Raw genomic sequence first — 12,510 nt, 5'->3', positions numbered from 1 at the left:
CCACCTCGAGATCTGCCCGAAGTACCGGCATCTCCGTGGGTCGAGCAGATCCTTCGGTCGCGCTCTGATTCGGCGCCGACCGGGGCGCGGTGCGGCGCTCCCTCAGGATGACACCGCTCGCGTCACGAGCATCTCCGCCCGTGAGATCCTCAGGCCGCCACCGGCTCCGCGGCGGACTCGATGCGGGGCGCGTCCATCAGCAGCTCGGGGACGGCGGGGATCTCGCGCACGTCCAGGCCCAGGTGGCGGACGGCGTTCACCACGGCGGCGGCGGGGCCGTCCATCGGCATCTCGCCCACGCCTTTGGCGCCGAAAGGTCCGTGCTTGCTGAGGTTCTCCATCACCACCACCTCCATCCGCGGCGTGTCGAGCGTGGTGGGGATGGTGTAGTTGGTGAGCGTCGCGTTGGCCATCGCGCCGTCGCGCGTCACCACGCGCTCGTTCAGCGCCCACCCCAGCGCCTGCGCGGTGCCGCCCTCGATCTGCCCGCGGACGAGGACGGGGTGGATGGCCTTCCCCACGTCCTGCGCGGTGACGATGGAGGTGGCGCGCGCCTCGAAGGTGTCGGGGTCGAGCTCCACCTCCACCACCGCGCATCCCCAGCCGTACGTCGGATAGGCGTCGCCGCGGTAGGTCTCGTCGCTCCAGGTGACGTCGCCGGGCTTCTCGTACTCGCGGATGATGCGCACGGGGCCGAAGCGGCGGAAGTGCTCGGCGGGATGGAGGCCGCCCAGCTGCGTCCGGAGGTCCTCGCCGCAGCGCTGCAGGATCCCCCCCACCACCATGCAGGTCCGGGAGGCCACGGTGGGGCCGCTGTCGGGGACGACGAAGGTGTCGGGCTGCGCGGGCTCCACGTCGTCGAAGGGGATGCCGAGCGCGTCGGCCACGATCTGCGCGTGCATGGTCCGCGTCCCCTGCCCGATCTCCGTAGATGCGACGAGGATGCGGACCCCGCGGTCACACGTCTCCAGCGCGGCGCGCGACTTCAGCATCACCTCGCCGCTGCCGGTGAAGCCCGAGCCGTGGAAGAAGAGCGCGAGCCCGATCCCCCGCCCCGTTCCCGCGAACTCCCCGCGCTTGCGATGGAAGTCGCTGCGGCGCACGGTCTCGTGCAGCACCTCGATCGCCGAGCAGTCGCCCTGCATCACCTGCCCCGTCGCCGTGGTGTCGCCGGGGCGGAGCGCGTTCCGCTCGCGCAGGGCGACGGGGTCCATCCCCAGCGCCTCGGCGATGCGCTCCATGTGCACCTCGGTGGCGAACTGCGTCTGCGGCGCGCCGAAGCCGCGGAAGGCGCCGTTGGGCGGGCTGTTCGTCATCACCGCGCGGCCGTCGATGCGCACGTGGTCGCAGCGGTACGGCCCGCCCGCGTGGATGCACCCGCGCGACAGGACCACGGGCGAGAGCGTGCAGTACGCGCCACCGTCGAGCAGCACCTCGATGTCCATCGCCACCAGCCGCCCCTCGCGCGTCACGCCGGTGCGGTGGCGGACGATGGAGGGGTGGCGCTTGGTCGTCGCCAGCATGTCCTCCACCCGGTCGTATACGATCTTCACCGGGCAGCCGGATTTTATCGCCAGCAGCGCCGCGTGCCCGGCGATCAGCGACGGGTACTCCTCCTTGCCGCCGAAGCCGCCGCCCGTCTCCGTCTGTACCACGCGCACGCGCTCGTCGGGGAGCGCGAGCAGCGCCTTGAGCGCCTTATGCACGTAGTACGGGCACTGCAGCGAGCCGTAGACGGTGATCCCGCCGTCGTCCACGGGGACGGCGATCACGCCGTTCGTCTCGATGTAGACGTGCTCCTGCGCGCCGGTGCGGTACTCGCCCTCGATCACGATCTCCGCCGTGGCCAGCGCGGCGTCCACGTCGCCCTTGTCGATGCGGATGTGCTTGAAGACGCGCTCCGACGCGCGGGGATCGAGGAGCGGCGGCACCGTGTCGTACTCGATCTCCACCTCGGCGGCCAGCAGCGTCTCTCGGTCCTCATGGGCGAGGAGGAGGATGGGCTCGGCGAGGTGGCGGATCTCCGTCTCGGCCAGGAACGGCTGGTCGAGCTCGATCATCGCCACCGCGTTCATCCCCGGCACGTCGCGGTGGTCGACCAGGGTGAAGCCGTCCTCCGCGCCGAAGGCGGGGCGGATGGAGCGGATGGTGCCGCGGGGGACGGTGGAGCGGATGGTCCGCCCGTGCAGCATCCCCGGGAAGTGCAGGTCGTCGATGTACTTCGCGGCGCCGGTGACCTTCGCCTGGCCGTCCTTGCGCGGCACGTTGGAGCCGACGGCGCGCGCGATCATCCGCGCCTCCCCGCCGGCCGAACGACGTTACGGGAGATGGGGATACGGGTGCGGCGGCGGGTCGGCGGACGGCGCAAAGACAAACCTCCGCGAGCGGGGGGATGATGGTTGGTCGGGGGGAGATGCGACGCGCAACGCGGTCGCACCGAAACAGATAACCGCCGCTGTGGCCCGCGCGCAACACCCGCGCGCGGATTCCCTGTACAATCCTTGTATCACCACCGCGACCCGCCGGCCGATCTCCCGATCACATAAAGAATGAAATCACACGGAGGAAACGGAGGGAACGGAGGGATGACGGTGCGGAACCGATCTTCCTCCGTTTCCTCCGTTCCCTCCGTGTGAGACCCGTTTTTCAGATCACTGCGCCGCCGCGCGGAGCTCGGCGATACGCTGCTGCGCCCAGGCGTACTGCGGGTGCCGGAGGGCCGCGTGGGCCAGGAAGCCCTGGTAGTACTTCACCGCGTCGTCGCGCATGCCGCTGGCGTCGTGGAGGCGGCCCAGCATCAGGTACGGGTCGGCGTACCAGGGATCCAGCTCCACCGCCTGCTTCAGGTGCTCCACCGCCTTCTCGATCTGACCCGCCGCGGCGAGGACGGTCGCCGCGTCCACGCGCAGGCCGGGGTCGCTGGGACGGATCTGCACCGCCAGCTCCAGCTCGCCGAACGCGCCGGCCTGGTCGCCCGCGGCGACGGAGAGCGCCGCCAGGTGCGCGTGCGCGTAGGCGAACGACAGGTCCTCCTGCAGCGCCGCGCCGTACGCCGCGCGCGCCGAGTCGGCGTGCCCGATCCGCGCGTGGATGGCGCCCGCCGTCTGCTGGAAGTGCGCCTTGGAGTTGTAGAGCACGACGAGACGGCGGTTATCCTCGCGCGTACGCTCGGCGACCGCGGAGCTCAGCGCCGCCAGCGCCTCGGGAAAGCGGCCGAGCTGCACCAGCACGCGCGCCTTGTCGGCGTACAGGTCGCTCTTGTAGCGCGCCTGGCGGATGGCCGTCTCGTAGAACTGCAGCGCGGTCTCCAGCTGCCCGTCGGCCGCGGCCAGCCAGGCGCGCGTGCCCGGGGTCTGGTGCGACAGGATCTCGTCCGTCACCACCCGCAGCTCCACGTCGGTCAGCCGGTCGGAGGTGGAGCCGCCGCGGGTGTCGCGGTCGATGGCGGCGGCCAGGTACGCGCGCGCCAGCTCGTCCTCGAGGTTGCGCGACAGGAACGGGTCCATCTCCAGCGCGTGCGCGGCCAGCGAGTCGGCGCGCTGCACGCCGGGGTCGCGCCACACGCTCTCCACGCCGGCGTAGTAGCCCAGCAGCAGTCGGCGGTCGGCCATCAGCAGCGCCGCGCGGCGCGCGTACAGCGGGTCGGCCCAGTGCGGGTCCAGCCGCGACGCCCACCAGAACGCGTCCGCCGCCTGCCGCGGCTCCGCCGAGAGGCGGTCGAGCCCGAAGCGATAGTAGGCCGACGCGTCGTTCGTGTCTGCCTGCGCGGGAAGCTGCGGCCGGCGCGGCGCGGTCTGCTGCGCGGGAGACGAGACCGGCGTCGCCGCGGCGAGCGCGAGGGCGATGAGGATGGGTGAAGAGCGCATTGTCATCAAAGGAGTTGCGGGATGATGATGCGATCGCCCCGGCGCGGCCCGCGCGCCGGGGCGACCGGGGAAGGCGTTACTGCCCGCCGAGGATCTGCGCGGCGCGGGGGAACTGCGCGACGGCCTGGCGCACCTGCGGGTCGAGCACGGCGCGGACGCGGTAGTAGCCCGGCGCGCCCCACTTCGTCCCCGCCAGCGCGGCGGCGAGCGAGCGCTGCAGCCGCGCGTCGGCGTCCGCGCCGTCGGGGACGGGGAGGCCCTGGCGCTGCGCGAAGGCGCGGAAGTCCGCCAGCGCGCCGGCGGGGAGCACCGGGTTCGCGGCGAAGGCCTCCATCGTCCCCAGGCCGTCGGGGTGCGCGGCCAGCCAGGCGTTCATCCAGCGCGTCACCACGTCGTCCTCGTACAGCCGCGCCAGCCACAGCGGCGCGCCCTCGTTCTCCTCCAGCACCACGTCGGGGTAGATGCCGCCGCCGCCATAGACGGTCCGTCCGCGGTCCGTCCGGCACGAGGGGCGGCCGGCGGTGTCGCGCGCGGCGTGGGCCAGGCGGAAGTACTCGCCGCGCGCCATGCCGCGGTACTGGCGCTGGATCACGCGGCCGCAGGGCGTGCTCACGTGTCCGATCACCAGCTCGATGATGGAGCCGTCGGTCATCGGAAAGCCCTGCATCAGCAGCGACTTGCCGAAGGTCGGCCGGCCGACGACCAGCGCGCGGTCGTGGTCCTGCAGCGCGCCGGCCACGATCTCCGACGCGCTGGCCGTCCCCCCATCCACCAGCAGGACCACGGGATACTGGCGCCCGCCGGGGCTCAGGAACGAGTGCGTCACCCGCTGCGTCTTCGCGATCTCGGCCTTGCGCCCCGACGCGCTGTAGATCACCGCGCCACTGGGGAGGAACTCGCTGGCCACGCGGGCCGCCTCGTCCACCATCCCCCCGCCGTTGTCGCGGAGGTCCAAGACCAGCCGCTGCATCCCCTGCCGCTCGAGGGCGACCAGCGCGGCGTGCATGTCTTCCGCCGCCTTCTCGTTGGCGAAGGTGGTCACGCGCACGTACCCCGTCGTCCCGTCGAGCATGAACGACGTGGGGACGGCGGTGCCCTCCTCCACCCGCTCGCGCTTCACCACGCGGTCGAGCTCCACGACGGACCCGTCCACCCGCTCGCGCTCGAAGCGCAGCCGCACCGTGCTGTTCCTGGCCCCCGCGAGGGTGACGTCGAGCTCGAACGGGCTTTCCGCCTGCACCGGGCGCCCGTCGATGGAGACCAGCACGTCGCCGGGGAGGATGTCCTGCCGCGCGGCCTCGGAGCCGGCGCCGACGCTGGCCACCACCGGCTGGTCGCCCACGAAGCGGAAGTCGATGGGAACGGGGTACATGCGCCCCGCCCGGTACTCGCGCTGCTTCTCGGGCGAGAGCCGCGCCGCCTGGATCACGAACGAGTGCGGATCGGCGGCGTGCACCATTCCCTGGATGGCGGCCATGAACAGCTCGTGCGTGTCGATGCTGTCCGGGTGGTTCACGCGGATCTGGTTGAGGACCTGGCTGAACATCTGCAGGTCCTCGTAGGTGGTGCGCGGGCGGACGGCGCGGCCGGGGTCGCCGTCCTGCGCAGCCAGCGAGGTGGCGATCAGCGCGAGCGCCGCCGCGGCGGCAAGGGTTCGCTTCATCGGACGGTGGGGACTGGGGTGCGAGAGTGCGAAGGTGCGAGAGTGCGAGAGTGCGTTGGTGCACTTTCGCACCTTCGCACCCTCGCACTTTCGCACTTCACGGCGTCGGCGCGGCGGGGCGGGAAAGCTCCGCCACGCGCGCCTCCACGCGGGCGCGGTTCGCATCGTCGTTCGCCGCGCGGGCCAGGAAGTGGCGGTAGTGCTCCAGCGCTTCCTGCGGCATCTCGCTCTGGTCGTGCATCAGCGCCAGCAGGTAGTGCGGCGCGGCGTAGTACGGATCGAGCTCCACCGCCTTCTGCAGCTCGGCCGCGGCCTCCATGATCTGCCGCGTCTGCAGCTGCAGCACGGCGCGCTCGTAGCGCAGGTCCGCCTCGTTGGGCGCGATCTCCACGGCCAGCGCCATCTCGGAGTTGGCGGCGGCGGTGTCGCCCGCGGCCAGCGCCAGCAGCGCGAGACGCCGGTGCGCGGGCCAGAACGCCAGGTCCTCGGTCAGCGCGCGGCCATACCCCTCGCGCGCGCCGGCCGCGTCGCCGCCCTGCTCCAGGGCCACGGCGCGGCTGAACTCCATCACCCCCTTGCTCTCGTACACGCGCACGATGTCGCGGCGGTCGCGGCCGCGCTCGTCGTCGATGGCCTCGCGCAGGTACTGCGCGGCGCGCGGGAACTCGCCCGACAGGTAGTGCAGACGCGCCAGGTCGATGCGCAGCGAGCTGGAGTGCGGCTCGCCGCGCAGCGCCCGCTCGTAGCCCTGGATGGCGGCGGGAAAGCGGCCGCTGGCGTAATCCATCCACGCCTTGAACGCGGGGCCCGCGTTGAGCAGCGCGTCATTCAGCGCGTACTCGGCCAGTGCGTCGTTCCGCTGTCCGGTGGACTCCTGGACCCCCTGCGAGAACACCTTGCGGAAGTACATCATCAGGTAGGGCCGGTCGAGCTGCTGGTGCAGGAACGGGTCGCGCTGCAGCGCCCGCAGCACCAGCGAGTCGATGGCCAGCACCTCGGGGTTGTTGGCCAGCGAGCGCTTCCCCTCGATGTAGTCCACCAGCCGCCGCTCGTCGGTCATCATCAGCGCGATGCGGCGGCCGTACAGCGCCTGCGGCCACCCCGGGTTCAGCCGCTCGGCCCAGTAGAACGCGGCGGCGGCCACGCGGGGCTCGCGCTCCAGCCGCTGCACGCCGAGGAGGTAGTAGACGTTGGCGCTGTTGCTGTCGGCGCCGGCCCACAGCGCGGGGCGGGCGGGCACGTCGCGCACGCGCTGCGCGGGCGCCGCGGCGGCCACGGACAGGAGCGCGGCGGCGGCCAGCGCGAATGCCTTCGTGTTCATCAGTCGAACGGTGGGGATGGAGGGTGGACCGCGGGACGAGGGGGACGGGGTCAGGGAGATGCGGAACGGCGGAGCTGTTCGTCAGATGTTTATCCGGCGGCACGGAGGACGGACAGTACCGCGCCGGGGTCACATCCTAATCGCGCGGGTGCCCTCGTGTCCAGTCTGGCGGCGGGCGGAAGGCGCTAATCCGTGCTTCTCCCACACGGCCCGTCCGGATCGTCTCCCGCACAGATCGAACGCGGAGCGCGCGGGGATTCTGTCATCCCTTCCCGATCGAAATCACCAAAGGGAATCACCCCGTGGGGAAGACGAAGATGCGCAGGACGAGCATGGCGATGGTGAACAGCGCGGCCAGGACGAGGATCGCCAGCGAGACGTCGCCGAGGACGCGGATGGGCTTGGAGGGCTCCCAGTAGGGCGTGCGGCCGCTGCGGGGGACCATCAGCCATCCCAGCAGGGCGCCGGAGAGGAAGCCGCCCGCGTGCGCCGCGTTGTCGATGTATCCCCAGCCGAAGATCCCCATCGCCGCGACGACGGCGATGTCGGCCAGGATGGCGCGGCCGAAGCCGGGGGGCATCACGTCGCGGCGGACGCGCGCCATCACCGCCAGGAAGCCGAACAGCCCCAGGATCCCCCCCGACGCGCCGACGGACGCCTCGGCGGTGGAGAGGAAGAGGCTCGTCGTGCTGGCGGCCACCGCGGTCAGCAAGAAGACGAGAGGGACGTAGGCGCGGTGCGCGTATCCCTCCAGGAAGCGCCCGATGGCCAGCAGCGCCATCCCGTTCATCGCGAAGTGCAGCAGCCCGTCGTGCAGGAAGGCGCCGCTCAGCAGCCGCCAGTACTCGTGCCCCTGCCGGATGGCCACCTTCACCACTCCCGCCACCTCCACGCTGGGGGTGATGGCGGAGTTCTCGGGAAGGATGGGGATGTTGAGCCCCTTGGCGTGCAGCATGGCGCTGATGGCCTGCACCAGCACCACCGCGGCCACGCTCCCCGCCAGCACCTGGGTGAAGCGCGCGGGCCCGCGGCGGGGTGGGAGCCGGTCGCGCACCTCCTTCACCCGGGCGGCCAGGCTCTCGGGCGTGAGCCGGCGGAAGCGCCCGTACTCGAGCCACGAGTAGAACGAGAGCGACGCGGCCACGAAGCCCCCGATCACGAAGCCGTTGGCGAAGCGGAAGTGCCCGGAGACGGCCGCGTAGCCCAGCAGCGCCGCGGCGATCACCGCCCAGGTGAGGGCCACGCGCCGCGAGTGCCGCATCCCCCGCGTGCGGAAGGCGTCGAACAGGTAGGGAACCGTCCACGCGTGCACGATGCCGTCGGTCTCCGGCGTCCACACGTAGGGCGTAGGGCGCCCCTCGTGCAGCCGGGCGACCAGCTCCTCGCGGGTGGAGGCGTGGGGCTCGTGCTCGAAGTAGCCGTACGGCGTGTCGGCCGGCTTGGGGCCCAGCACCACGCCGCGCACGCGCACGGGCTCGGCGGCGGCGTTGGGCCCTTCGGGGTTCGGTTCGCTCAACGGGCTCTCCGGGTGTGGCCTCGGGATGCGGCGACCAATGTACGGGGGTACGGCGTGGCGTGCACGCGGGTTCCAGGAGTGCCCAGTGCCAAGTGCCCAGTGCCCAGAACAGAAAGTCCTAAGTCCTGAGTCCCAAGTCCTGAGTGCGAAGAGCACGAGTGTCCACGCTGGGCACTGGGCATTGGGCATTGGGCATTGGGCATTGGGCATTGGGCACTGGGCACTGGGCACTGGGCACTGGGCACTGGGCACTGGGCACTTCCGTTAGATGCGCCCGGCCCCGCATCGGTGTATCTTCCTGCCGATCAACACATCCGCGCGCGAGAAGGACACCGCCATGAGCATCGCCGAGATCTTCGAGACGCTGGAGTACGGGCCCGCGCCCGAAAGCGCCTCGCCCGCCGTCCGCTGGCTGGAGGAGCGGAACCGCACCATGCGCCTGTACGTCGACGGCGAGTGGCGCGATCCCGAAACCGGCGAATACTTCGACTCCGTCAACCCGTCGAACAACCAGCCGCTCGCGCGCATCGCGCAGGCGGGGAAGGCGGACGTCGACGCGGCGGTCGGCGCGGCGCGGCGCGCGCTCGAGGGGTGGCAGGCGCTGGGCGGGCACGGCCGCGCGCGCTACCTCTACGCGCTCGCCCGGCAGGTGCAGAAGCACTCGCGCCTCTTCGCCGTGCTCGAGTCGATGGACAACGGCAAGCCCATCCGCGAGTCGCGCGACATCGACATCCCCCTGGTCGCCCGCCACTTCTACCACCACGCCGGCTGGGCGCAGCTGATGGAGACCGACGCCGAGCTGCGCGACTACGCGTCCGTCGGTGTCGTCGGCCAGGTCATCCCCTGGAACTTCCCGCTGCTGATGCTGAGCTGGAAGATCGCCCCGGCGCTGGCGATGGGAAACACGGTGGTGCTGAAGCCCGCCGAGTTCACCCCGCTGACCGCGCTCCTCTTCGCGGAGATCTGCGACGAGGCCGGGCTGCCGCCGGGGGTCGTCAACATCATCACCGGCGACGGGCGGACGGGCGCGCTCCTGGTCGAGCATCCCGACGTGGACAAGGTCGCGTTCACGGGATCGACCGAGGTCGGCCGCATCATCCGCGTCGCCACGGCGGGGAGCGGGAAGAAGCTGTCGCTGGAGCTGGGCGGGAAGAGCCCGTTCATCGTCTTCGACGACGCGGACCTGGATTCCGTGGTCGAGGGCGTGGTCGACGCGATCTGGTTCAACCAGGGGCAGGTCTGCTGCGCGGGAAGCCGCATCCTGGCGCAGGAGGGGATCGCGCAGCGGCTGACGGAGAAGCTGCGGGCGCGGATGGAGACGCTGCGCGTGGGCGACCCGCTCGACAAGGCGGTGGACATCGGCGCGATCGTGGCCCCCGTGCAGCTGCAGAAGATCCAGGAGCTGGTACAGCAGGGCGTGGAGGAAGGGGCGACGATGTGGCAGCCGTCGTGGAGCTGCCCGCAGGAGGGATGCTTCTTCCCCCCCACGCTCTTCACCGACGTGGCGCCGTCGTCGACCATCGCGCAGGTGGAGATCTTCGGCCCCGTGGTCGTCTCCATGACCTTCCGCACGCCGTCGGAAGCCGTCGAGCTGGCCAATAACACGCCGTACGGGCTGGCCGCCAGCGTGTGGACGGAGAACATCAACCTGGCGCTCGACATCGCCCCCAAGGTCAAGGCGGGCACGGTGTGGGTGAACAGCACCAACGTGTTCGACGCGGCCAGCGGCTTCGGCGGCTACCGCGAGAGCGGCTACGGCCGCGAGGGCGGCCGCGAGGGGCTGTACGAATATGTCAAGCCCAAGTGGGAGAAGGCGCTGGGGAAGGTGAGGGGCGACGGCGCGCAGCAGACGAAGACCAGGGCGCCGAAGGGGGATACGGGCGCGAAGGCGAAGGGGCCGACGCTGCCGCCCATCGACCGCACGGCGAAGCTGTACGTCGGCGGGAAGCAGGCGCGGCCGGACGGCGGCTACTCGCTCCCCGTCCACGGCGCGGGGGGACGGCTGGTGGGCGAGGCGGGGCTGGGGAACCGCAAGGACGTGCGCAACGCGGTGGAGGCGGCGCACAAGGCCGCCGGCTGGGGGAAGCAGACCGGCCACAACCGCGCGCAGGTGCTGTATTACATGGCCGAGAACCTGGCCGCGCGCACCGACGAGCTCGCCCGCCGCATCGCTTCGATGACGGGCGACGAGGCCGCCGCCGCGCGCGAGGTGGACGCGACCATCCGCCGGCTCTACACCTACGCCGCCTGGGCCGACAAGTGGGACGGCGACGTGCACGCCACCCCCTTCCGCATGGTCACGCTGGCCATGCGCGAGCCCATCGGGGTGATCGGCGCCGCCTGCGCCGACGACGCGCCGCTGCTGGGCTTCGTCTCCCTCATCGCCCCCGCGATGGCGATGGGGAACGCCGTCGTCGCCATCCCCTCGGAGCGCTGGCCGCTGGCGGCGACCGACTTCTACCAGGTGCTCGACACCAGCGACGTCCCCGGCGGCGTGGTGAACATCGTCACCGGCAAGCGCGACGAGCTGGCGCAGACGCTGGCCGCGCACGACGACGTCGACGCCATGTGGTACTTCGGCACGGCGGAGGGGAGCGAGATGGTGGAGCGCCTCTCGGCCGGCAACATGAAGCGCACCTGGGTGGGCTACGGCCGCCCGCGCGACTGGCTCGACCCGGTGCAGGGCGAGGGCCCCGAGTTCCTGCGCCACGCCACGCACATCAAGAACATCTGGGTGCCTTACGGGGAGTAGGGTTCACCCGGGAAGGCGAGGGGGAGCCGATCTGCTCCCCTTTCGTCCGATGTTTTTTCACGTTTCATGAAACGTGAAAAACCAGTTTCTTGACTTGTCGGTTCTGGGAACGCTAACGTGATTTTCACGATTCGTGAAACGTGAAACCACCGCCTCTTATGAACGTCGCGCGCCAACCTTCGCTGCGGCCGGCCGATGTCGTGATCACGCTTGCGCTCACGGCAACGCCGAACATGCTCTACGAGGAGCTCTCGGCCCGCTTGCACCTGAGCCTGGGCGCCGTTCACGGCGGAGTCAGGCGGCTCCAATCGGCGATGCTCCTCATTCCCGGCACGCGGCTGCCGAATCGCCCGAATCTGAAGGAATTCCTGCTGTTTGGCGTGCCGTACGTCTTCTTTCCATCGTTGGGCGCGATCACTCGCGGCGTGCCGACGGCGCATTCGGCTCCCCCGCTCCGCGATGCGTTCACGGGTGGCGGCGACCTGGTGTGGCCGAGTCCGGACGGTACGGTACGCGGAGAAAGCATCACGCCGCTCTACCCCGGTGCGCCGCTGCTGGCAGGCGAGGACCCCGAGTTGTACGGTGCGCTTACGGTCATCGATGTGCTGCGTGTAGGCCAGTCGCGCGAGCGCGAGCGGGCGCGGGAGTGGCTTGCTTCTTACCTGGCACAGCGATGAAGGCGAGCTCCAACTCGCGGCTCCTCGAACCGATGGCGCGCCAGCTTGGGCCTCTTCTCGACGAAGTCGTGTTCGTCGGCGGACAGGTGACCGGGCTCCTCTTCACCGACCCCGCGGCGGCACGGACGCGCGTGACCGTGGACGTCGACGTGATCTGCTCCGCCGTGACCCGCGTCCAGTACGAGCGTGTGGCGGAACGGCTGCGGGCCCTCGGCTTCCGCGAGGATTCCTCCGCCGGCGCGCCGATCTGCCGGTGGCGCTCCGAGGCGGGGATTCTCGATGTCATGCCGTTAGGCGAGCGCGCGCTCGGCTTCGCGAACCGGTGGTATCCGCTGGCGTTCGAAACCTCACGCACTCACACGCTTCCGTCCGGCATGCGCATCCGCATCCCGCGCGCAGAGGTCTTTCTCGCGACCAAGTGGAGCGCCGTGGAAGGACGCGCCGGCGGCGACTACATCGGCAGCCACGACCTCGAAGACATCGTGTCGCTGTTCGCGGGCCGGCCGGAGCTGCCGGACGAAGTCGCCGCAGCCGAGCCGGAGCTCCGCGGCTGGATCGCCGAGCAGACCCGGAATTTCCTCGCTTCGAGCGATGCCGCGTATGCCATCGCCGGCGCGCTTCCCGACGCCCGCTTCGACCCGGCGCTGCCCATGCGCGTGGAATCGCGTCTCCGCCGGGTTGCCGAGGCGTCGGACGTCGGGGAGTGACTTGCATC

Annotated in this window: 8 protein-coding genes; 3 read left to right on the top strand and 5 right to left on the bottom strand. The window is 71.0% G+C overall.

Annotated features, from left to right (window positions below; translation table 11 throughout):
• Positions 1-149: 149 nt before the first annotated feature.
• The 5 genes from VF092_05080 to VF092_05060 all read right to left on the bottom strand — a co-directional run bounded on the left by VF092_05080 (position 150) and on the right by VF092_05060 (position 8,366).
• A complete protein-coding gene (locus tag VF092_05080; GenBank protein HEX6746648.1) occupies positions 150-2,291 on the bottom strand; it encodes a xanthine dehydrogenase family protein molybdopterin-binding subunit in 2,142 nt (713 codons plus the stop codon).
• 360 nt (positions 2,292-2,651) lie between these two features.
• Positions 2,652-3,866 carry a tetratricopeptide repeat protein gene (locus tag VF092_05075; GenBank protein ID HEX6746647.1) on the bottom strand — a complete coding sequence of 405 codons (1,215 nt, stop codon included), beginning with the start codon at positions 3,864-3,866 and terminating at the stop codon, positions 2,652-2,654.
• A 76-nt stretch (positions 3,867-3,942) separates the two neighbouring features.
• Positions 3,943-5,529 (bottom strand): S41 family peptidase, encoded by a 1,587-nt coding sequence (locus tag VF092_05070; protein HEX6746646.1) that lies wholly within the window; start codon positions 5,527-5,529, stop codon positions 3,943-3,945.
• Between the two features lie 97 nt (positions 5,530-5,626).
• Positions 5,627-6,850: a tetratricopeptide repeat protein gene (locus VF092_05065; protein HEX6746645.1), complete on the bottom strand. Its 1,224-nt coding sequence runs from the start codon at positions 6,848-6,850 to the stop codon at positions 5,627-5,629.
• A gap of 295 nt (positions 6,851-7,145) precedes the next feature.
• The gene (locus VF092_05060) at positions 7,146-8,366 is read right to left on the bottom strand and encodes a rhomboid family intramembrane serine protease (protein ID HEX6746644.1); all 1,221 of its coding nucleotides are present in this window, start codon (positions 8,364-8,366) and stop codon (positions 7,146-7,148) included.
• Between the two features lie 337 nt (positions 8,367-8,703).
• Between VF092_05060 and VF092_05055 the strand changes: the two genes are divergently transcribed.
• The 3 genes from VF092_05055 (at position 8,704) to VF092_05045 (ending at position 12,502) form a co-directional block, all read left to right on the top strand.
• On the top strand, positions 8,704-11,118 hold the full coding sequence (locus VF092_05055; GenBank protein ID HEX6746643.1) for an aldehyde dehydrogenase family protein: 2,415 nt from the start codon (positions 8,704-8,706) through the stop codon (positions 11,116-11,118).
• A 158-nt stretch (positions 11,119-11,276) separates the two neighbouring features.
• The gene (locus VF092_05050) at positions 11,277-11,795 is read left to right on the top strand and encodes a hypothetical protein (GenBank protein ID HEX6746642.1); all 519 of its coding nucleotides are present in this window, start codon (positions 11,277-11,279) and stop codon (positions 11,793-11,795) included.
• Complete coding sequence (locus VF092_05045) at positions 11,792-12,502, top strand: hypothetical protein (protein HEX6746641.1); 711 nt, start codon at positions 11,792-11,794, stop codon at positions 12,500-12,502. The genes VF092_05050 and VF092_05045 overlap by 4 nt, the downstream gene beginning before the upstream one ends.
• The last annotated feature ends 8 nt before the right edge of the window (positions 12,503-12,510 follow it).

Source organism: Longimicrobium sp. (genome assembly GCA_036377595.1).
Lineage (GTDB): Bacteria > Gemmatimonadota > Gemmatimonadetes > Longimicrobiales > Longimicrobiaceae > Longimicrobium.
The sequence above is the reverse complement of the archived record's forward strand: the minus strand, read 5'-3'. Positions and strand labels throughout refer to the sequence as shown.